The organism is Hymenobacter sp. PAMC 26628 (assembly GCF_001562275.1).
Taxonomy (GTDB): Bacteria; Bacteroidota; Bacteroidia; order Cytophagales; family Hymenobacteraceae; genus Hymenobacter.
The window spans coordinates 1,508,352-1,529,850 of record NZ_CP014304.1 but is presented as its reverse complement, the minus strand read 5'-3'; the positions used below and the strand labels follow the sequence as shown (position 1 = coordinate 1,529,850).

At 67.1% G+C, this 21,499-nt stretch carries 13 protein-coding genes; 7 read left to right on the top strand and 6 right to left on the bottom strand.

What is annotated here, in order from left to right; all coding sequences use genetic code 11:
- Position 1: 1 nt before the first annotated feature.
- The 4 genes from AXW84_RS06880 to AXW84_RS06865 all read right to left on the bottom strand — a co-directional run bounded on the left by AXW84_RS06880 (position 2) and on the right by AXW84_RS06865 (position 3,938).
- The gene (locus AXW84_RS06880) at positions 2 to 895 is read right to left on the bottom strand and encodes a Kelch repeat-containing protein (protein WP_157886864.1); all 894 of its coding nucleotides are present in this window, start codon (positions 893 to 895) and stop codon (positions 2 to 4) included.
- Positions 896 to 1,169: 274 nt separating this feature from the next.
- Complete coding sequence (locus AXW84_RS06875) at positions 1,170 to 1,619, bottom strand: hypothetical protein (protein WP_068230486.1); 450 nt, start codon at positions 1,617 to 1,619, stop codon at positions 1,170 to 1,172.
- Between the two features lie 148 nt (positions 1,620 to 1,767).
- Positions 1,768 to 2,508, bottom strand: coding sequence for a LytR/AlgR family response regulator transcription factor (locus tag AXW84_RS06870; RefSeq protein ID WP_068230482.1), 741 nt, complete (start codon positions 2,506 to 2,508; stop codon positions 1,768 to 1,770).
- Positions 2,509 to 2,816: 308 nt separating this feature from the next.
- On the bottom strand, positions 2,817 to 3,938 hold the full coding sequence (locus tag AXW84_RS06865; RefSeq protein ID WP_068230479.1) for a sensor histidine kinase: 1,122 nt from the start codon (positions 3,936 to 3,938) through the stop codon (positions 2,817 to 2,819).
- 317 nt (positions 3,939 to 4,255) lie between these two features.
- Here AXW84_RS06865 and AXW84_RS06860 point away from each other — a divergent pair, with 317 nt between their 5' ends.
- Entirely contained in the window at positions 4,256 to 8,779 is a 4,524-nt protein-coding gene (locus AXW84_RS06860) for a Pls/PosA family non-ribosomal peptide synthetase (RefSeq protein ID WP_068230476.1), read from the top strand.
- A 150-nt stretch (positions 8,780 to 8,929) separates the two neighbouring features.
- Here AXW84_RS06860 and AXW84_RS23100 read toward each other — a convergent pair whose 3' ends face one another.
- A complete protein-coding gene (locus AXW84_RS23100; RefSeq protein ID WP_082773745.1) occupies positions 8,930 to 9,847 on the bottom strand; it encodes a DUF2971 domain-containing protein in 918 nt (305 codons plus the stop codon).
- 202 nt (positions 9,848 to 10,049) lie between these two features.
- Between AXW84_RS23100 and AXW84_RS06850 the strand changes: the two genes are divergently transcribed.
- The 6 genes from AXW84_RS06850 (at position 10,050) to AXW84_RS06825 (ending at position 20,716) form a co-directional block, all read left to right on the top strand.
- Entirely contained in the window at positions 10,050 to 10,751 is a 702-nt protein-coding gene (locus AXW84_RS06850) for a 4'-phosphopantetheinyl transferase family protein (protein WP_157886863.1), read from the top strand.
- A gap of 165 nt (positions 10,752 to 10,916) precedes the next feature.
- Positions 10,917 to 11,795 (top strand): hypothetical protein, encoded by an 879-nt coding sequence (locus AXW84_RS06845; RefSeq protein ID WP_157886862.1) that lies wholly within the window; start codon positions 10,917 to 10,919, stop codon positions 11,793 to 11,795.
- A 75-nt stretch (positions 11,796 to 11,870) separates the two neighbouring features.
- Positions 11,871 to 15,155 carry an AsmA-like C-terminal region-containing protein gene (locus AXW84_RS06840; protein WP_068230463.1) on the top strand — a complete coding sequence of 1,095 codons (3,285 nt, stop codon included), beginning with the start codon at positions 11,871 to 11,873 and terminating at the stop codon, positions 15,153 to 15,155.
- Between the two features lie 404 nt (positions 15,156 to 15,559).
- Positions 15,560 to 16,372, top strand: coding sequence for a hypothetical protein (locus AXW84_RS25765; protein ID WP_068230460.1), 813 nt, complete (start codon positions 15,560 to 15,562; stop codon positions 16,370 to 16,372).
- Positions 16,290 to 17,129, top strand: a complete 840-nt coding sequence (locus AXW84_RS26385) for a T9SS type A sorting domain-containing protein (RefSeq protein ID WP_068230457.1) — start codon at positions 16,290 to 16,292, stop codon at positions 17,127 to 17,129. Before AXW84_RS25765 ends, AXW84_RS26385 begins: the two co-directional genes overlap by 83 nt.
- A 164-nt stretch (positions 17,130 to 17,293) precedes the next feature.
- Positions 17,294 to 20,716: a S41 family peptidase gene (locus tag AXW84_RS06825; RefSeq protein WP_204248432.1), complete on the top strand. Its 3,423-nt coding sequence runs from the start codon at positions 17,294 to 17,296 to the stop codon at positions 20,714 to 20,716.
- A gap of 37 nt (positions 20,717 to 20,753) precedes the next feature.
- Here the strand turns inward: AXW84_RS06825 and AXW84_RS06820 are convergent, their stop codons facing one another.
- Complete coding sequence (locus AXW84_RS06820) at positions 20,754 to 21,299, bottom strand: hypothetical protein (protein WP_068230454.1); 546 nt, start codon at positions 21,297 to 21,299, stop codon at positions 20,754 to 20,756.
- Positions 21,300 to 21,499 lie beyond the last annotated feature (200 nt).

Sequence of the window (21,499 nt, the reverse complement as noted above, 5' to 3'; positions counted from 1 at the left end):
TTTATTGAGGAACTGCATCCGGTGCGAACTGGTACAGATCGTCGAGGCGCGTGGTGCCCGTTACGCCCAAGCCCACGTAGCCCGTGGTGCCAATGGCAAACCCAATGCCGTTGGAGCGGCCGACGCCGCCGCCGCCGCCGGTGGTGGTGGCGTTGAAGGCCGTTTTCAGCGTCCAGGTATCGTCAGCCGGGTTGTAGGCCCAGCAGTCTCCTTGCACCGTGCCCTTAGTGCCCGTGGCAATGTAGCCCATCGAGCCCACCGCGAAGCTGACGGCGTTGGCGCGGGGCAGGAGGCTGTAATCGTAGTCCAAGGCATCAGCTGAGGTGGCCGAGTGTACCATGAGCTGGCGGCGAGCCGTCCAAGTACTCGTGCCGGGGTCGTAGGAGTACACATCGGTGGGGTAAGCGGCGTTGTCCGTGCCCAGCATTACGTAGCCTTTGTCGTTGACCGTGAAAGCCGAAGCGCCCTGGCGCTTGGCCCCGGGGAAGCCATTGATGGCCGACCAAGTGTTGGCGGTGGCGTTGTACTGGTAGAAGTCGTTCTGGGTGTTGCCGGTGTTGCCGGTGCCCACGTAGCCCACGTTTTTAACGGTGAACGCCACGGCGCCGTAGCGGGCCGATGGGAACGAAGCAATCTGGGTCCAAGTATTCTTGGTTGGGTCGTACTTCCAGAAGTCGCTCAGGTAGTTCAGGCCGTCGTAGCCGGTGCCCACGTAGCCGAAATTGGCGTCGGAGAACGCCACGGCCAGGTAGCGGCCTTTGCCCGGGAAACGGGCTACTTGGGTCCAGCTGTTGGAAGAGGCAGTGTAAGCGTAAAAGTCTTTGAAAGCACCGAGTGAGTCATTACCGTTCATGCCCAGGCCAGCGTAGGCCGTGCTGCCGATTGTGAAGCTCACAGCACCGCTGCGCTTCAAGCCGCCGAAATACGCGCTGCGGGTCCAAACACCGGTAGCGGTGGTAGTGGAATCACTTTTTTTGCAGGAACCGAGACTTAGAGTCGCCAGCGCAAGCAAAACGACTGGAAAAAAATTCTTCATGAAAAGAAAAATGGAGTAAGCAAAATGGATGTCGTATGCCGCAAAGATACCTGAAACCTATCTGATGGTTGCTTGCCTGCTCAACTACTTTTGAGCTTTCGGGGCTTGGGGTGGCCCCACCAACGGCAACGGGCTACGATTTAGTGCCCCGGGCAGCCCCGCTTTGCCGCTGCACCAGCCACTGGTTCAGGGGCCCTTCTTCGGCAAAGAAGGCCACCCGGGCCTCGGCCCCGGCCGTCGCTGCCGCGGCCCCGAGTACGGCCAGGTGCCGCGGCGATACCAGGTAGGCCAGGTACACGGGGCTGGCCAGGCGCGCGGGCAGCAGTGGCAAGAACGTATCGGTGAGCCAGCGCGTGGCGGCCGCGTCGAGGGCGTCGCGGCTGCGCACGTCCACCACCCAGTAGGGGCAGGCCGCTGCTTCGGCGGCGGCCAGCAGGGCCCGGTAGCCGCGCCGCAGCTCGGCTACCGGGCCCTGCTGGCGCCAACGCGCCACCAGCTGGTGCACGTCGGGGCGGTAGGCGAGGCGCAGGAAATCGGTTTCCAGCGGCAAGGCGGCGGTAGCGGGGGCAGTGCGGGGGGTCATGGCCAACAGCGAAGCAAGCGGGCGGCCCCAGTGCCGGCCCGCGGCGCAAAGGTGCCGCCCGGGGCCCCGGCCGCCGCCGGGCTTCGGCCGGCAGTGGAGCTTCCTAGACCAACTTGGCAGTTCCATCGCCGGGAGGCCCCAAATGGCCTCAGGTCCAGCGGCTCAGGAACTGCCCAAACGCCTCCTTGTACTGGTCGCCCACGGGCAGCGTGGCGTCGCCAATTTGCACGGTGAGGCGGCGCACGGCTTCGATTTTGTCGAGCGCCACGATGAACGAGCGGTGAATGCGCAGGAAGCGCCGGGCGGGCAGTTTCTCCTCCATGGCCCGCAGGCTCATCAGCGAAAGCAGGGCCCGGGGCGAGCTTTTGAGGTGCACTTTCACGTAGTCCTTCAGCCCCTCTACGTACAAGATGTCGGCCAGCAGCACCCGCACGAGCTGGTACTCCACCTTCAGGAAAATGCTGTCTTCCTCGGGCGGCGCAGCGGCGGGGGCGGCCGCGGCCTGGTCGCGCTCGGCGTAGGCACGGGCCTTGGTGGCGGCGCGCAAAAACTCCTCGTAGTTGAAGGGCTTCACCAGGTAATCGAGGGCGTCGACGCGGTAGCCTTCCACGGCGTACTGGCTGAAGGCAGTGGTGAACACCACCCGGGGGCCCCCGGACTGGGCCAGCACGCGGGCCAGCTCCAGGCCGTTGAGCTCCTGCATTTGAATGTCGAGAAACGCGACGTCAACGCCGCCCGGGGGCAGCGCGTGCAGGCCTTTCAGGGCTTCTACGCCGTTGTCGTAGCGCCCCACCAGCTCCAGAAAAGGGGTTTTTTCAATGAATGAGCAGACCAGGCCCAGGGCCAGCGGCTCGTCGTCGACGGCAATGCACTTGAGAACGGTAGACATTTTATTGGCTGTTAGCTTACAGCTGAAGGCTGTTATCGGTTAATTAATTCTACGTTCACGATCATCCGGCGACTGTTCCCAGGACTTGCCATTTCAATAGTAGCCTACAACGGGGTGGTCCGGCGAATTGCCCGAAGGGCTTCGTCGGGCCACTCTGGCGCTTGAACACTGGCCTCGTTCAACCGCCAGAGTGGCCCGACGACTGAAAAAGTCGCCGGACCACCCCACCCTGGCCCCGCAGCAACTACTAAAATAGGTAGCCGTGGGGGCCCCCACCTGTTTAAAAAGCCAGTGGCTAACCGCCACAGCTACTCCACCGTCAGCGCCAGCTCCACCAGGTATTCGTTGGCGGGCGTGCGCTCGGTTACGCGCAGGTTGTAGCGGCCGGGGTAGAGCAGTTCGAGGCGGCGGCGGGTGTTGGCCAGGCCGATGCCGTTGCTGCCGGCCAGGTCGGTGGTGGGCGTGGGCAGCAGCGTGTTGCGCACTTCCAACGCCAAGGTTTGGGGCGTGGGCTGGCGCAGGGCCACCACAATGCGGCTGGTGTGCGAGGCCGCCGCGCCGTGCTTAAAGGCGTTCTCGACGAAGGGCAGCAGCAGCATGGGGGCCAGCGGCACGTCGTGCAGCGGCGCGGGCGGCGCAAATTCCACGCTCACGCGGTCGGTGAGGCGCAGCTGCATCAGGGTGATGTAGTCCTGAATGAAGGCCACCTCCTGGCTGAGCAGCGTGGGGCCCGCGGCCGTGTCGTAAAGCACGTAGCGCATCATGCGCGAGAGCCGGTGGATGGCCGTGCGCGCCTGCTCGCCGTCGAGCAGCGTGAGGGCGTAGATGTTGTTGAGCGTATTAAAAAAGAAGTGCGGGTTGATTTGCGCCTTCAGCGAGGCCAGCTCCGAGAGCACGCGCTGCTGCTCGAGCCGCTCGCGGCCCTGGGCCTCGTTTTGCCAGCGCTGCACCACCGTGATGCTGGTGGCAATGCCCAGCACCAGCAGCGTAATGAGCGTGCCGGTGCCGGTGGCATCGAAGCGGAAGGCGCTGCGGGGGCCCCGCGGGCCACCGGGGCCCCGCAGCAGCTGGGGCCCCGCGCCCACCGGCTGGGTGGCCGCGTGGAAGGCGCGGTCCATCAGCTCGCGCAGGTGCAGCTGCTTTTCCAGGCCGTAGTTGGCCAGCAGCAGCAGCGCGGCCGTGGCCACCAGGGCCCCCACAAACCAGCCCGTGTGCCCCCGAAACAGCAGCCGCGGCACGCTGACGCCCGCCGTGAGGTAGAAGGCCGCCACCCACACGGCCAGCATCACGCCCTGCTTCACCCAGAACTGCGGGGGCATGACGACGCGCCCGGTGAGCGGGTGAAACAGCAAAAACGTGAGCCCGAACAGCCCCCACACCAGCACGTGAATGAGCGGCTGGAGGGCGCGCCGGAAGGAGAAATCGGCCATGATAACGGCAAAAAGGTAGGCAAGCGGGAAGGCAAATTTAGGCCCGCGTACCCCCCGGCGGCGGCCGGCCCGACCGACCGGCCGATTGTGCCGACCAGCGCCCAGCTTTGGCCGGACGGCCCCCACTGCCGGGGCCCCAGCTGGCGCAATCCTTGCACCGCACCGGGCCGGCGGTAGCCAGCCGAACCAACGGCGCGCTACCTTCATCAAAAACCCTTGCGGCGTTTCTAGCTTTAACGCCTCGTTTCTTTCACGTCGCCTTTCACACCCGCCGCGGCGGGGGCCCTGCACAGCCCCCGCCGCGGGCCCCTGCTCCTATGCTTGACGTAAACGAACCGCTGGTTTCGCCGCCGCCCGCGGCCGACCCGGCGCCGCCGGCCCCCGAATTTGAAGTTCTGTTTCAGAAAAAGGAAAAGCTGATTGCCGGCTACCTGGCTGCCTTCGCGGTGGTGTACTACCGCCACCAGCCCGAGCGCGCCCCGGCCCAGCTGCAAGCCACGCTGCACATCGCCAACGCCGCGCTCGACTTTCCCGCCGCCGCGGTGACGCTGGGCCTGCACGACGGCCTCCCGCTGGCCGAAGTGGAGGCCGAAGCCGCTGCCCAAATCGCCTTGGCCCTGGCCGGCGTGGCTGAGGAGCTGGGCGCAGGCATTGTGCGGGCCCGCATCTCCTTCCCCGCCCCCGAGGCCCAGCGCCCCGACCAAACCTGGTGCGTGACGCTGGGCTTCGAGCAGCCCGAGGCCGTGGCCGTGGGCTTCAGCTGCGCCGAGGCCGCGGGCGGGCTGCGCGTTGAGCTCTTCATGCCCGCCCACGTGCAAAGCGTGTTCGGGCAGCTGGCCACGGCGCCGGGCGCCACCGTGGGCCACGTGTTCTTCCTGGCCCCCGACGAGGTGGCGCAGCTCCGGCAGTTCGCCACCGTCCCCCAGCGCGCACCCGACGGGGGCCCCCAGCAGCTGCACCGGCTGTTTGAGGAAACCGCCCGCACCTACCCTAATCACCCGGCCGTGCAGTGGGCTGGCCGCGCCGTGCCCTACCACGAGCTGGACGCCCTGGCCGAGGCACTGGCCGCGCGCCTGCAAGCGGCCGGCGTGCGGGCCGGCGACTTCGTGGGCCTGCTCATGCACAAGTCGGTGGAGCTGTACGCCGGCATGCTGGCCGTGCTCAAGGCCGGGGCCGCCTACGTGCCCCTCGACCTCTCCTACCCCGCCGACCGCGTCACCTTCATCCTCAACGACTGCGGGGCCCGGGCCCTGCTCGTGAACGACGATGCGCCCGACTACCTCGCCGCCTGGCCCGGCCAGGTGCTGCTGGCCGAAGCGCCAGCCGGGGCCCCCGCACCGGCCGCACCGCTGGGCCCCGTGGCCGGGGGCCCCGAGTCCATTGCCTACGTCATCTACACCTCCGGCACCACGGGGCTGCCCAAGGGCGTGCTCATCCCGCACCGCAGCATTTGCCACCTGGTGCGGGCCGAGCAGCTGCTGTTTCAGGCCACCCCGCAGGACCGCGTGGCGCAGGGCTTTTCGGTGGCCTTTGATGCGTCGCTGGAAGAATTGTGGCTGGCCTGGGCCGCCGGGGCCGCCCTGGTGCCCGTGCCCGAGGAAACCATGAAGGCCCCCGACGCCCTCCCCGACTTCTTGAGCGCCAACCAGGTAACGGTATTTTCGACCGTGCCCACGCTGCTCTCGCTGCTGGCCAGCACCGTCCCCAGCCTGCGCCTGCTCATCCTCGGCGGTGAGGTATGCCCGCCCGAGCTGCTGGCCAAGTGGGCCAGCCGCCAGTGCCGCGTGGTGAACACCTACGGCCCCACCGAAGCCACCGTGGTGGCCACCGCCGCCGACTTCGTGCCCGGCCAGAAGCTCACCATCGGCCGGCCCCTGGCGGGCTACGAGGCGCTGCTGCTCGACCACCTCGGGCAGCTCGTGCCGCTGGGCGCCACCGGCGAGCTGTGCATTGGGGGCCCCGCGCTGGCCGCCGGCTACCTCAACCGCCCCGAGCTGACGGCCGCCAAGTTCAACACCGTGGCCGAGCTGGCCACCGGCTTCAGCGGCCGCCTCTACCGCACCGGCGACCTGGCCCGCTTCGAGGCCGACGGCAACGTTGACTTTTTGGGCCGCATCGACACGCAGGTGAAAATCCGGGGCTTCCGAGTGGAGCTGGCCGAAATTGAGTCGCTGCTCTTGCAGTGGCCCGGCATCCGCAACGCCGCCGTGGCCCTGAAAACCGGCGACGACGGCGTGCAGAAGCTCATCGCCTACCTCATCCTCGACCCGGTCCACCCGCTGCTCGACGCCCAGGCCGTGCGCACTTACCTGCGCGAGCGGCTCGCGCCCTACATGCTGCCGGCCGCGCTGGTGCCGCTGGCCACGTTCCCGCTGCTCACCAGCGGCAAGGTCGACCGCAAGGCCCTCCCCTACCCGGTGAGCGACGCCGCGGCCCCCACCCGCGAGCTGGCCCTGCCCCGCACCCCCACCGAAGCCGCCGTGTACGCCGCCTGGCAGAAGCGCTTCGACACGTCGGACCTCTCCACCACCGACGACTTTTTCGAGATTGGCGGCAACTCGCTGCTGGCCTCGCTCATCATTTCCGAGCTGCGCCAGCAGCCCCAGTTCGCCGGCCTTTCGGTGAAGGAGATGTACACGCGCCGCACCATCGAGGCCCTGGCCCAGGCCGTGGACGCGGGCGCTGCTGCCGCGCCCGCCGCCGTGGCAGCGGTTCCCGCCGGGCCCCCGGTGCCGCGCGCCTCGCACGCCATGCGGGTGTTCACGGCCGTGCTGCAAGCGGCGGCCGTGTTCCTGTTCTACCTCGTGCCGGTGCTGATTTTGAACACTTCCATCGCCGTGCGGCCTTGGCTGACGGCGCAGTCCGATTGGGCCATTGTGGCGCTGGTAGCGGCCGCGGTGCTGGCCTACGTGCCAGTAGCTTGCGGGCTGGTCATTGTGTTTAAGTGGCTGATTATTGGCCGGTTCAAAGCGGGCGAGTACCCGCTGTGGGGCCTGTACTACGTCCGTTTTTGGGTGGTGAAAAAGCTGGTGGAAGCCGCGCCCACCCAGTTGCTCTCGGCCACGCCCTACCTCAACGTGTTCTACCGCCTGCTGGGGGCCCGCATCGGCCACGGCGTGTACCTGGGCTCGACGCGCCTGATGGCCTTCGACCTGCTGACGCTGGACGACGGCGCCAGCATTGCCCGCGAGGCCGGCCTGCTGGGCTACCGCGTCGAGCGCGACCGCCTCATCCTGGGGCCCATCCGGGTGGGGCGCGACGCCTACGTGGGCCTGCGCGCCATCCTCGAAACCGACACCGAACTGGGCGACGAGGCCGAGCTGGACGACCTCTCGGTGGTGGCGGCCGGCCACCGCGTACCGGCCCGCGAGGGTTGGCAGGGCTCGCCCTCGCAGCGGGTGCGCACGCTGGCCGGCGCCGCCCCGTCGCGCGTGCGGCCAGGGGCCGCTTATATGGTGGTCCAAACCCTGGCCATTGCCCTGATGCTGCTGCTGCCCACGGGCGCCTCGGTGCCGGTATTTGGCCTCTTCTACGAAGCCGTGGAGCGCTGGGGGTTGCTGCCGGCGCTGCCGGCGCTGGTGCCGCTGGCGGCCGCCTACGTGCTGGTGCTGGGGGCCCTGCTGGCCCTCACCAAGCGCTTCGTGGCGGGGCGGCAGCTAGCAGGAACGCTGCCGCTCTACAGCCTGGCCTACGTGCGCCACTGGCTGGCCGACGCCGTGCTGGCCCAGAGCCTGAGCGTGCTCAAGCCGGTGTACGCCACCATTTACGCGCCGTTCTGGCTGCGCTTGCTGGGCGCCAAAGTGGGCCGCCGGGCCGAAATCTCGACCCTCAACCACATCTCCGCCGACCACCTCACGGTGGAGGCCGGCGCCTTCCTGGCCGATTCGGTGAGCGTGGGGGCCCCGCGCGTACAGCGCGGCCAGGTGGCTGTAGAAGCCACTGTGGTGGGGGCCCGCACCTTCATCGGCAACAGCGCGGTGCTGGCCGGGGGCACGGTGCTGGGCACGGGCCAGCTCGTGGGGGCCCTGTCCACGGCGCCGCCCGCGGGGGCCCCGCCGAACACGTCGTGGGTGGGCTCGCCGGCGTTTTTGCTGCCCAACCGGTCGGTGTCGGCCACGTTCACCGACGCCCTCACGTTCGACCCGCCCACGCGCCTGGTCTGGGCGCGGGGCGCGATGGAATTCTTCAAAATCACGCTGCCGTTCGCCTTCGTATCGGCCACGTTTGCGGCGGTGTATCACTACTGCGCCTGGCACCTGCGCAACGGCTACCCGTTCTGGATCAGCGCGTTGCTGGGCACGGGCGTGCTGCTGGGCACCGTGCTGGCGCTGTCGCTGCTCACCGCCGCCACCAAGTGGGTGCTCATCGGGCGCTACCGGCCCTCCGAAAAGCCGCTGTGGTCGAGCTACGTGTGGCGCAACGAGCTGGTCAACTCGCTGTGTGAGAGCTACGTGTTCCTGTACTGGGTGACGCCGCTGCTGGGCACGCCGTTCGCCACCTCGTTCTTCCTGCTCATGGGCACCCGCTTCGGCCACTCGGTGTACCTGGACACGACCGAAATCACGGAATTCGACCTGGCCTGGGTGGCCGACCACGCCGTGCTCAACAACGGCAGCACCATCCAAACCCACTTGTTCGAGGACCGCATCATGAAGATGTCGACCCTGCGCATCGGGCGCTACGCCACGGTGGGTACCTCGTCGGTAGTGCTCTACGATTCAGTCATCGGCCCCGGCGCCACCCTCAAAAGCCTGTCGCTGCTAATGAAAGGCGAAACCCTGCCCGCCAACACCCGCTGGCAAGGCATCCCGTGCGCCTTTGTGCCGGGGGGCAATGGGTGAGGTTGGGGTGCTGAATAGGTCGGTGAAAGTTGGGATTGCGGACTTGTTAAAATTCGGGGTCCTGAGCAAGCAATTCAACTCTAATTGCGACTGATCTATTAAATATGTGAGCGTATACAATTGGAACTAAACGTGCTGTACTGATAATTATTAAGTAATATATGGAATTATTGATGACACAACTTCAGCATTGTAATGAGCGACTTTATCGCTCGTATAAAGCAAGCTCTTACATGCATCTTCAGCAAATTTTCTCAAATTATCAGGCAAGTTACTAGGACTCATTCTGACTATCGCAACACTGACGTTTCGCCTACTTTCATCATGCTTAAGTGGGATTTCTACATAAGGAATAAAAGCATTACCTCTAGGGCGAACTTTCACATTATTTGATGGCAATATTTCAGAAAGTGCATTACTTCCATACTGACGATGTGCATCCGTTGATATAAGGGTCTTAATTAAGCGCCATTCTTCTTCTTGGCAAAAATTAGGATCCTTTAAAATTGGAGCTACTCTACTAATTTTATTAAATATCTCGTAATGTAGTGTGTTGACTGAAAATGGAAGCTCTGACGAGTCCTTCGTAGCTCTTGCATGCTCAAATTGCGCTTGAGTAATTCCTATTACATACTTCCTTAGCACTTCCTTCTGATCATTAACATTATATACGCACTTTACAATTTGCAAATTATTATCTTTTATAAAATTATTAAAACTCACGTTTTCAAAAGATAATGCAAAACCACCTTTTGGGCAATATCCTCTCCATTGACTTAAAGAGTCACCTTGCTCTGATAGTGAAAAGGAGAAACTTAATGACATTTTTCTACCTAACATACTTATGGTAGTATCATGCAATAATCCCGGGTATTCGGTATTTAGAATATCCTTCAGCATGTTTATTGCATAATAATATTCTTTTGAATCGTTTTGATAATGCAGACTTGTCAACCATAATTTGCCATTTACTAGTCCCACAAGCCCTCCCGCATCAGTATAATGGAAAAGGCTTTTATTTAAAGGAATTGAGTCGAAAAATGGATTTTGTAGGGCCGTAGATTCCATCTATATAATGAGAAAAAGCAAACCGTGATTACGCAATTATATATTACCCGTTTGATGGGCCAACGAAAGCCAAAACCAAACGGCTCATCAAAACTCTAGGTCTTGCAATCGGCCTTATTGCGGTTAGCTTGCAAAATCGTGAGACCATATGGCCCTAAAGTATGCATCAGCAACCGATAATCCGCACCTGACCACCCGCCTTATGCCTCCTCCCTTCGTGCACCTCTGGCACGCCGACCTGGCCGCCGAGCACCCCGCCTGGGGCCCTACTGAAGTCACCTTGTCCGAAACCGAGCGGGACCGGCAGGCGCGGTTTCGCACCGATGCGCTGCGCCAGACTTACGGGCGGGCCCACGGCTTTTTGCGGGCGGTGCTGGGGCCCTATGCTGGGCAGCAGCCGGCGGAGTTGGTGCTGGCGGCGCCCGTGCTGCGCGGCAAGCCGGCGCTGCCGGCCCCGGCGGCGGTGCAGTTCAACCTCTCGTACCGGGCGGGGCGGGCGCTGCTAGCGGTATCGAACGAATGGGCCGTGGGGGCCGACGTGGAAGCCCTGCACCCGATGACCGACGCGCTGGCCCTGGTGCAGGAGCTGTTCTCGGGCCCCGAGCAGGCGGCCTTGCGCGCCACCGCGCCGGGGGGGCCCTGGGAGGCCCTGTTCTACACCATCTGGACGCGCAAGGAGGCCTACGCCAAGGCCTTGAGCATGGGCTTGTCGCTGCCGTTCGCGGAGTTTTCGGTGCTGGAAATGGGGGCGGACGGGACGCCGTGGCTGGCCGCGCCGGCGGGGGCCCAGTTGCTGGGCTTCGCGGCGGGGCCGGGCCACCGGGGGGCCCTGGCGGTGCTGGGGGCCCCGGCCGGCGTGGTGCCGCGCCACTTCCATTTTCCTGATGATTTGGGAGCTGTTTGAATTATTGAATTAATAGAACGGTCATGCAGAGCGCAGCGAAGCATCTCTCCCGCAGCAGTAATTATAATTAGTGGAGCAGTAGAGATGCTTCGCTGCGCTCTGCATGACGTTTTTATAAAATCCTAAACTTCCATATCCTAAACGTTCCTCTCCCCACCCAACTGCGTGAAGCACCTCTTACTTTTTGCCATTGCCTTGGCTTTACCCTCCGGCCAGCTGCAAGCTCAAACCCTTCCCGCGCCGCCGCGCCCCATTGCTGCCGATACTGCTGAATGGACCGTGGCCCTCGACGCCGACCAGCGCACTTACTACCTGGGCCGCGAGTACGGCGACCACGCCCTGGCCCTGAGCCCGAGCGTAATGTACAGCCACCCGAGTGGGTTTTATGGGCAGCTCCAGGGCTATTATTTCCGGCAGAGCGCGCCGCCGCGCTACTCGTTCACGGACCTGGAGGTGGGCTACGCCAACGAATTTTTGCCCCGTTGGACGTATTCGGTATCGCTCGACCGGGTGTTTTTTACGCAGGCCCTGGGCCGCGACGAGCCCCGCATCAACAACGGCTTCGAGGCCAACACGGCCTACGCCTGGGGGCCCCTGGCGCTGGCCCTGGACTACAACTTTTTCTTCCAGCAGCAGCGCGCCCAAACAGTTTCGCTGCTGCTCACGGGCACCCTCAAAAAGGATAACTGGCTGGGCGCCGACGCGTTGAGCCTGACGCCGGGGGCGGAGGTATTTTATGGCTCGCCGCTGGCCTTGCTGCGCTACGGCGGCACGTACGCGCCCCCGGGCGCGGCCGGCGCGCCGGTGGTGGCCACCCGGCGGCGGCGCAACGGCACGGTGGCTTCCACCGTGCCCGACGCCACGGCCGCGCCCAGCCTGATGGGCTACGAGCTTACTTTGCCGCTGACCTACGCCCGCTACCCGTTTTCCTACGCCCTCACGGGCCACTACGTGGTGCCCCAGCGCACCAGCACCGACCCCACCGCCGAGGTGCTGCGCCCGGCGGCCTACGCAAGCTTCCGGATCGACTTTACGTTCCGGTAGCGCGGCGGCCGTGGTAGGCTCATCGGTAGGCGGTGGTTTTGCGTATGGGGCCGACTGGCCCCGTGCTCGTTGCTTATGAAAAAAATCTCCCTCCGTGTGTTGCTGGCCGGCTTGCTGCTCGTGCTGTTGGCAGCCGGGGGCGGGGCGTGGCTGCTGGGCAGCCGCTACGGCCGGGCGCTGATTGCCCAGCGCGTGCGCCAGCAGCTGGCCAAAAGCTCGGACCTGGTGCTGGGGCCCTTCGAGGTGGAGTTTTCGCCCTGGCGCGACTTCCCGCACCTCACCGCCTCGCTGCGCCACCTGGCCCTGACCGACACGGCCCACGGCCGCCCCGAGCTGGTGCTGCGCCTCGACCGGGCCGATGCGCGCCTGGAGCTGGGGGCCCTGCTGCACGGCCGCGTGCAGGTCACGCGCCTCACGCTCAGCGACGGGGCCCTGCGCGAAGTGGTGGATTCGCTGGGCCACAGCTGGGGGCTGCGCGGCAAGCGCCGGCCCGGCCCGGGCAAGTCGCCGGCGCTGGACTTGGGACTGGATTCGCTCATTATCAACAACTTCACCATCGCCACGCGCAACGCCTACACCCACAGCGCCATTGGGGCCCGGGTGCGGGTGGGGCGCCTGGCGGGCCGGCTGGCGGGCGGCGTGGTGCGCGTGCAGGGCCTGCTGGACGGGCAGCTCGAATTCCTGCAAAACCCGAGCGGCACGCTGCTGGCCCACGAGCCGGTGCGGGCCCGGGTGCGCTACCACTACACGTTTGGGGCCCGGCAGGGCAGCTTCGACGACACGCGCTTCACGCTGAACGGCGACACCGTGCGCCTCAGCGGCACCCACACCGTGGACCCGCGCAACCCCACCGGCACCCAGCTCGACCTGCGCTTTGCCGGCGACCAGCCCCTGCTGGCGGTGCTGAACACGGCCCTGCCCCCGCGCCTGCGGCCGTACCTGGTGGGGGCCGTCAGCCCGAGCAAGGCGCAGGTGACGTACCGCATTCTGGGGCTGAGCGGGCCCACGGTGCGGCCCCGCACGCTGCTCAGCTTTGGGCTGCGCGATGCCCGCCTGGCCTGGCCCGATTCGGCCCGCCGCATCAACCACTGGGACCTGGCCGCCACCTACGACAACGGCCCCGGCCACCGCCCCGAAACCACCACCCTCACCCTCCAGCGCTGCCGCCTGTACTCGCCCGCCGGGCAGCTCGACGTGGCCCTGACGCTGCGCAACTTCCGGCAGCCCTACGTGCGCGGCCGCCTGAGCGGGCGCACCGAGCTGCCCGAGCTGGCGGCCCTGCTCACGCCGCGCGGCCTCTGGCAGGCCCGCCGCGGCACGGCGGCCCTCAACGTCACCTTCCAGGGCCTGCTGCGCCCGCCGCCCAACCGCACGCGGCTGGCGGCGTTGCAGCGCAACCTCGACGTGCGCGGCTGGGTGGTGCTGCGCAACGCCGAGCTGCTGCTGCCCGCCCGCCACGCCCGCCTCGCGGCCCTGAACGTGCACATCGGCATCGCCGACAGCGTGTGGCGGCTCAGCGATGCCTCGGGCGTGCTGGATGGGATGCGCTTCCAGGCCTCGGCCGCCACGGTGCACCTGCTGGGCTACCTCACCGGGCAGTCGGCCACCACCACCGTCCGCGGCGACTTTGCCGTGGACGACCTGAACGTGGGGCGGCTGCGCGGGTTGCTGCGCCCCCCGGCGGGGGCCCCGGCGCGGCCCAACGCCCGCCGCCGGGCCCAGGCCCGCGCCGCCCTCACCGCCACGCTGGGCACCAGCCTCATTCCGCAGGGCATGCGCCTGAGCGTGGCCCTGCACTGCCGCCGCCTGCTGCTGCCCGCCGATACACTTTCTGACTTGTTTGTGCGGGTGTACCACGACGGCCGCCAGGTGCGCCTCCAGGGCCTCACGGGCCGCATTTACGGCGGCGAGGTGCAAGGCAACCTGGCCTGGCCCACCGCCTCTGCCGCTACCGACGTGGCCCCCATCAACTTCCAATTGGCCGTGCATTTTGGCACGCTGCCCTACCAGCAGCTGCTGGCCCGCCTGGCCCCCGTGCGCCGCCCCGCCCCGGGCCGCCCCGGGTACCGCAAGCGCGCCGCGCTGCCCGCCCTGCGCGAGCTGCTGCTGACGGCCGACGGCCAGCTCGACTGCTCCATCGACGCCGTACGCCTGCCGGATGGCCAGTCGCTGCGCAACCTGCGCCTGCGCCTGATCAAGGAAGATTCGCTGCTCGACATGCCCTACCTCACCGTGACGGTGCCCCAGGGCGGGCAGGGCCGCGCCTCGGCCTCGGCCATCGTCGACGACCTGCGCCTGACCGCCGCCGCCGCCGACGTGCGCCTGCGCTACGCCACCCTCGATGTGCAGCAGTTGCTGAAACTGCTCGCCGCCCTCAACCCGCCCGACAGCCTCGTGACGCCCGCCCGGCGCGTGGCCCGCCAGGCCGCCCGCACCCGCCGGGCCAGCGGCCGCACCGCCCGCGGCCGGCCCCGCACGGGCTCGATGCTGACCAACGGCGTGCTCGCAGCCACGCTGCACGTGCAGGCCGACCAGGTACGCTACGCCGCGGTGCGCGGCGGGCAGTTCCGGCTGGCAGTGCAGTTGCGCGACGGCGCGGCCCGCATCGACACGGCCTCCCTCAACGCTTTTGGGGGCCGGGTGCGCCTGAGCGGCGTGCTGCACACCGACCGCGGCCGCGACCACCATCCGCTACACGTGCAAACCGCCCTTGACGACATTCAGCTGTCGGAGTTTTTTGGCGTGGCCCAAGCCATGCACCTGCGCGTGCTGGGCGGCGACAACATCCGCGGCACAGTGCGCCTGGCCGGCGACCTGCGCACCGACCTGGACGCTACTTTTTTGCCCGGCTTCGACCAAACCCAGGCCTACCTCCAGGCCGACATCCGCAACCTGGAGCTTATTGATGTAGAGGCCCTAACCGAGAGCCTCCGGTTCATCCGCAAGGAGCGCAGCGGCCACCTGTACTTCGAGCCCGTGCGCACCCAGCTCATCCTCGACCGCGGCGAGGTGCTGATTCCGGGCCTGGAGCTCAACAGCAACCTGGCCAACATGGCCGTGAACGGCACCTATGCCCTCGACGGCCGCGCCAACCTCTACGTGGGGGCCAACGCCATCCAGGCCCTGTTCGGCGACAACAAGAAGCGCATCGAGCGCATCAAAAACAACCAGCCCCTGGCCCCGCGCCCCCACCCCGGCCTCACCTACGTGAACCTGCGGCGCGCCAGCGGCGAGGCCAAGTACCACGTGCGCCTGTTCAAAAAAGACGAGCAGCGCCAGCAGCAAGACCAGCTGCGCCTCCAGGCCCGCCAGTTCCTCGTCACCCAGCGCCTCGACACCACGCTCCACCTGATACGCTGAAGTAGGTCCCCGGGCGCGGTGGCTGTAACCTTTTGCGGAAATTGGCGCTCCCTGCGTGGCCCCGGTCCTGTCCTGAAATTACCGGGGCGTGGCCGGGGCCGGGAAGCTATCCTTCAGTTGCTAGCCATTAGTTGCCAGTGGCTATTTGGCTTATAACTCATTGACCAACAACTAGCAACTCGCAATCTATTTGCTTTTGCACGGCTACTTAAAGGCTATCCAAAAAGACACCAAAGGAACGGTCGTGCCGAGCGCAGCCGAGGCATCTCGCGTGCCGCAGTGAGCAGCCCCACCCCAACAAAGCGGGCGAGATGCCTCGGCTGCGCTCGGCATAACGGCCTATTGGGATGAGCTATTCAAAGGCTGGGGCCGGCTGCGGAACCCTTTTTATTACTACCTCTGCCATGTTCTCTGCCAAAAGACTTGCCTGGGCTTTACTGCTGTTATTGAATAGCTCGCGGGCCTGGGCCCAGCACGAAGCCGATAACTGGTACTTCAACGAAAGGGCCGGGTTTAGCTTTCGCGCGGGGGCCCCGCAGGTGCTGCTCGACGGCCAGATGACGGCGTTTGATGCCAGCGCGGTGCTGTCTGACCCGGCCACGGGGCAGTTGCGACTTTACTCCGACGGCGGGCGGGTGTGGGGCCGCGACCACCGCGTGCTGCCCAACGGCAGCGGCCTGTGGGGGTCGCTGTTTCCCGATTCGCCCACCCCGTCCCCTTCCTACGCCACCCAGGGGGCCCTGCTGGTGCCCGTGCCGGGCGACGCAGCGGGCTACTACTTGTTCACGCTGCGGGCGGGTGAAAAAAGCCTGACCATCAATGTGCCAGCGGCGGCCTACGCCAGCTCCCTCGCTTACTCGCAGGTGGACATGCGGCGCAACAACGGGCTGGGCGACGTGGTGCCGGAAACCAAAAACCGCCGCCTGGCCACCGGGCTCACCGAAAAGCTGACGGCCGTGCGCCACGCCAACGGCCGCGACTACTGGGTGCTGTGCCACGAGTGGCTGAGCAACGCTTTTGTGGTGTACCCCGTCACGGCCGCGGGGGGGGCCGGCCACGCGCTACGCAGTGGGCCCCGTGGAGCCGGCCGACGCCGTGGCGGGCAGCTACTTTTCGGACCAGGTAGCCGGGGCGATGCAGGCCGCACCCAACGGCCGCCAGCTGGCCTTCGGCCACCTCACCACCGCCGGCACCCGCCCGTCCTTGGGGCTGTTTGATTTTGACCCCGCCACCGGGGCCGTTTCCAACTACGTGAGCCTGGGGGTCTTGCTTGACGCCAACAGCCCTTGCTTCTCGCCCGATAACACCAAGCTCTACGTGCCAGACTTCCGCCGGCAGCCAAACGGCCAGGGCCGCAACGTCATCACCCAGTTTGATTTGCAAGCCGGCGACGGGGCCGCCATTGCGGCTTCGGGCCAGAGCATCGTCGCGGGCAATCCGGCCACCAACATCAGCGCCACGGTACTGAGCGAAACCGTTTACCTGCTGCAAAACGGTCCCGACGGGCGCATGTACGGGGCCAGTGGCTACCAGGGCCCTGGCGCGCCGCTGAGCGACAACGCCAACGTGTTTTACGTCATCGGCCGGCCCAACGCCCGGGGCTTTGCCTGCGACGTGCGCGCCCAGCGTTTCGATTTTGGCGGGCGCAGCGGCACGGGGGGCCTGCCCAACTTCATGCAGCACTACTTCAATGGCCTGGAACCCGCGCCGGCGGATACGGCCTGCGACCCGGCGCAAGCCACCGTGTTTCCCAACCCGGCCACCGCGGCCTTTCAAGTGCGGCAGCCCGGCACGTGCTTCCTGCCCTACGCGCTGGCGGTGTACGACGCGGTGGGGCGCAAAGTGCTCGGCCGAACGGTGGCCGGCAACGCCAGCGAAGCGCCGGTGGAAGTGGCCGGCCTGGCCGCGGGCGTGTACGTGGTCGAATTGCGCTTCGCCCAGCGCACCGTGGTAAAAAAACTAGTGAAACTGTAGCGCCTGAAGGTGATGGGGAACCCATAAAAGCACGGCACTGGCTTTTTTGCAGGATTATTTGCATTCGTAGCGTTTTTGGTGTTGATATTCGGCGTGCTGAAACATCCCAGCGCCGCGCCCGGCGCTGCGCCAGCTGCCCGCCGCCAACCCCCACGCCGTTCCGCTTGAAAACACTTTTTCTCCCGCTCCTGCTGGCCCTGCCGCCGCTGGGGGCCCCGGCCGCCCCGGCCCCCGCGCCCGTGCCCGTGCCGTACTTCTCCGAGCCGGCGGTGTCGCCCGACCGCCAGGAACTGGCGTTTGTGTCGGGCGGCGACATTTGGACGGTGCCGGTGGCCGGCGGCGAGGCCCGCCTGCTGGTGGCCCACCCGGCCACCGAGAGCCGCCCGCTGTACGCGCCCGACGGCCGCTCGGTGGCCTTCGTGAGCACGCGCACCGGCAACGGCGATGTGTACGTGCTGGCCCTGGAAACCGGGGAGCTGCGCCGCCTCACGTTTGACGACGCGCCCGACCAGCTCGATAACTGGTCGGCCGATGGCAAGTGGCTGTACTACAGCTCCACCAGCCACGACATTGCCGGCATGAACGACCTGTACCGGCTGCCCGCCGCCGGGGGCACGCCCACGCCCGTGAGCGCCGACCGCTACGTGAACGAGTTCTACGCCGCGCCCAGCCCTGACGGGCGCCGCGTGGCGTTTGCGGCGCGCGGCATTGCGGCCAGCCAATGGTGGCGCCACGGCCACAGCCACTTGGACGAGTCCGAAATCTGGCTGCGGCGCGAGGGCCCCGGGGCCCCCACCTACGAGGCCCTGACGCCCGGCGGCGCCAAGCAGCTCTGGCCGATGTGGGGCGCGGGCGGCCAGCAGCTCTACTACGTATCGGACCGCAACGGGCCCGAGAACATCTGGGCCCTGAACCCGGCCGGGGGCCCCGCCGCGGCGCACGCCGTCACCACCTTCGCCGACGGGCGGGTGCTGTGGCCCAGCATTTCCTACGATGGCCAGCTCATTGCCTTCGAGCGCAACTTCCAGCTCTGGACCCTCGACCCCGCCACCGGCCGGGCCCGCGCCGTGCCCGTGCGGCGGCGCGGGGCCCCGGCCGGCCCGGCCGTTGAGCGCCTGCGCTACACCGACCGCTGGCAGGGCCTGGCCCTCTCGCCCGACGGCACCAAGGTGGCCTTCGTGGCGCACGGCGAGGTATTTGCCGCGTCGGCGGCTGATGGCGGCGAAGCCACCCGGCTCTCGGCCACGCCCACGGCCGAATCCGACGTGGTGTGGGCTCCCAACAGCAGCCGCGTGGTGTACACTTCGGAGCGCGACGGGCCGGCCCACTTCTACGGCTACGACTTCGGCACCGGCCGGGAAACGCGCCTCACCAACGCCGCCCGCGCCGATGCGTTTCCGTGCTTTTCGCCCGATGGCAAGCAGCTGGCGTTCGAGCGCGACGCCCGCGAGCTGCGGGTGCTGGACCTGGCCACCGGGCAGGAGCGCCTGGTGGCCACCGGCCAGTTTGGGCGGCCCCCGCTGAGTGCCGACCGGCCGCTGGCCTGGGCCCCCGACGGGCGCTGGCTGGCGTTTATGAGCGGTGGCACGCGCAGCTTCACCAACGTGTCGGTGGTACCGGCGGCGGGCGGCAAGGCGCAGGCGGTGAGCTTCTTGGGCAACGGCAACAGCAACGCCCTCTCGTGGAGCCCCGACGGCAAGTACCTGCTCTTCGACACCGGCCAGCGCACGGAGGACGCCCAGCTGGCCCGCGTGGACTTGCAGCCGCGCACCCCGCGCTTCCGCGAGGACCAGTTCCGCGACCTGTTTCGGGAGCAGCCTGCCCCCAGCCCCGGCCTGCCCGGCCGCAACACCGACCCGGTAATAAAGCCCGCCAGCCCCAAGCGCCCGGCCACGCTGCCGGGCGTCGATTCGGCCGGTGCGAAAGGCGGCGCGGGGGCCCCGGCCGGCGGCCGCAGCGGGCGGAATGGGGCCCCGGTCAGCATCGTGTTTGCCGACATTCGGCGGCGGCTGAGCTTGCTGCCGGTGGGCGTGAACGTAGGCAGCCACGCCATCAGCCCCGACGGCAAGTGGCTGCTGCTCACGGCTTCGGCCGCCGGGCAGACAAACCTGTACGTTTTCCCGCTCGATGAATTGAGCAAGGAGCCGGCTGTGGTGCGCCAGCTTACCTCCACCACCGGCGCCAAGCGCGACGCCCAGTTTGCCCCCAACAGCAAGGAAATCTACTACCTGGACCAGGGCGTTATCAAAGTGGTGCCGCTGGAAGCCGCGAAGGGCCCCGCGCCCCGCACCGTGGCCGTGACGGCGGAGATGGACGTGGACTTCGAGCAGGAGAAAATGGCCGTGTTCGACGAGGCCTGGACGCGCCTGCGCGACTTCTTCAACGACTCGACCTTCAACGGCGTGGACTGGGCCGCCCAGCGCGCCCAATTCGCGCCGCTGGTGGCCGGGGCCCGCACGCCCGACGAGGCCCGCCGCCTGACCAACCTGATGATTGGCGAGCTAAACGCCTCGCACTCGGGCATGAACCCCGCGCCGGCCGCCGGCGGGGCGGTGCCGCCCGCCACCGGCCGCCTCGGCCTGCGCTTCGACGCCGCGGAATACGAGCAGAGTGGCCGCCTGCGCATTGTGGCGGTGCTGCCGCTGGGCGCCGGGGCCCTGGCCGGCCTGCGCCCCGGCGACGAGCTGCTGGCCGTGGACGGCCAGCCCATCGGCCCGCGCACCAACCTCGACGAGCTGCTGCAATACAAGGTGGGCCGCCGCGTGACGTTGCGCGTGCGCAGCGCTACCGCCGCCACATCGGCCGATTTGCAGCCGGCCGCCGCCGCGCCCAAAGGCCGGAAAAACTGCCGCACCGCGCCCGCCGGGGCCCCCGCTACCGCCCGCGACGTGGTGGTGCGCCCGCTGAGCCGCGACACCGAAAAGGCCCTCGACTACCGCCAGTGGGTGGAGGAGCGCCGCGCCTACGTGGCCAAGGCCAGCGGCGGCCGCCTGGGCTACGTGCACATGTTTGATATGTCGGCCGGGGCCCTGGCGCAGCTGTACCTCGACCTTGACACCGAGAACCTGGGCCGCGACGGCGTGGTGGTGGACGTGCGCAACAACAACGGCGGCTTCGTGAACGTGTACGCCATCGACGTGCTCACGCGCCGCAGCTACCTCACCATGAGCAGCCGCAGCCAGCCGCGGCCCGTGCTGGCCCGCGGGGCCCTGGGCCAGCGCGCCCTGGAGCTGCCCACGGTGCTCGTCACCAACCAGCACTCGCTCTCCGACGCGGAGGATTTCAGCGAGGGCTACCGGGCCGGGCAGCTGGGCAAAATCGTGGGCGAGCCCACCGGCGGCTGGATCATCTTCACCTCCAATATTTCCTTGCTCGACGGCTCCAGTCTGCGCCTGCCCGGCAGCACCATCCGGGCCGTGCGCGACGGCAAAATTATGGAAATGAACCCCCGCCCCGTGGACGTGCCCGTGAGCAACCCCGTGGGCGCCAGCTACCAAGGCAAAGACGCGCAGCTCGACACCGCCGTCCGCGAGCTACTGGCCCAGCTGCCCGCCAAGGCCGGCGGCACCAGCACCGGCGGGCACTAGGGCCCCCAGCAGGTAGCTTGGACGCTGCGAGTCCAAGCTACATCCGGCCATCGTCGGGCAACGTCAGGCCGATGAGCACCATGCCCCAAAACACCACGCCCACCACCAGCAGCACCAGCTGCCGGCCGCTGAAGCCGGTGGGCTCACGCAGCGGCACGCCATTCAGGCGCGGCAGGGTGCGGTTGAAGGCGTCGAAGCCCGAGACGAGGAAGCCAAAGGCCCCCAGCGACACCAGCCAGAACGGGTCGGGCAGGCGCGCGAGCAGGCTCAGCACCACGTAGCCGCTGGCGGCGTTGCCGGGCGAAAAGCCAGCCGGGGCCCCCGCGCGCCGCGCCAGCTCCTTGATGCGCACCAGCAGGCCGTAGACGGTGAAAATGCTGAACAGGGTGCGCGCCACGGGCCAGGTGTCGTTCTGCTCCCACTGCTTGAAAAACCGCCAGGTTTTGTACTGCCACCACAGCGCGTACACGCCGCCTGTGGCCGCGCACAGGGCCACAAACCGGCCGGTGCTCAGCAGCGCCTGCTCTTCGACGTACACAATGGGCGGGGCTGAATAATCATCAGCGGCAAGTTGGGCATCCATGCAAAGGGGGTGGCTAACTGGGGAAGTTTCCCAAAGAAACGGCGCCGCCGCCGGGGCCCCACGCGCGCCGGGCGCGGGCCGCGAAAGGTGAAAGTTTTTGGCCGAATAAGCCAACGGCGCGGCGGGGCAAACGGTGGGGCCCCGGCGGTTTTTGGCGCGGTTGCCGGGCCGGCGGCGGGCGGGGCCAATGGGAAAAAGGC

What these genes read in the sequence shown, in the direction of transcription:
- AXW84_RS06860 (WP_068230476.1), top strand. Translation starts at nt 4,256, where the DNA reads ATGCTTGACGTAAACGAACCGCTGGTTTCGCCGCCGCCCGCGGCCGAC.
- AXW84_RS06840 (WP_068230463.1), top strand. Translation starts at nt 11,871, where the DNA reads ATGAAAAAAATCTCCCTCCGTGTGTTGCTGGCCGGCTTGCTGCTCGTG.
- AXW84_RS06870 (WP_068230482.1), bottom strand. Translation starts at nt 2,508, where the DNA reads ATGTCTACCGTTCTCAAGTGCATTGCCGTCGACGACGAGCCGCTGGCC.
- AXW84_RS06820 (WP_068230454.1), bottom strand. Translation starts at nt 21,299, where the DNA reads ATGGATGCCCAACTTGCCGCTGATGATTATTCAGCCCCGCCCATTGTG.
- AXW84_RS25765 (WP_068230460.1), top strand. Translation starts at nt 15,560, where the DNA reads ATGTTCTCTGCCAAAAGACTTGCCTGGGCTTTACTGCTGTTATTGAAT.
- AXW84_RS06875 (WP_068230486.1), bottom strand. Translation starts at nt 1,619, where the DNA reads ATGACCCCCCGCACTGCCCCCGCTACCGCCGCCTTGCCGCTGGAAACC.
- AXW84_RS26385 (WP_068230457.1), top strand. Translation starts at nt 16,290, where the DNA reads ATGCAGGCCGCACCCAACGGCCGCCAGCTGGCCTTCGGCCACCTCACC.
- AXW84_RS06865 (WP_068230479.1), bottom strand. Translation starts at nt 3,938, where the DNA reads ATGGCCGATTTCTCCTTCCGGCGCGCCCTCCAGCCGCTCATTCACGTG.
- AXW84_RS06850 (WP_157886863.1), top strand. Translation starts at nt 10,050, where the DNA reads ATGCCTCCTCCCTTCGTGCACCTCTGGCACGCCGACCTGGCCGCCGAG.
- AXW84_RS23100 (WP_082773745.1), bottom strand. Translation starts at nt 9,847, where the DNA reads ATGGAATCTACGGCCCTACAAAATCCATTTTTCGACTCAATTCCTTTA.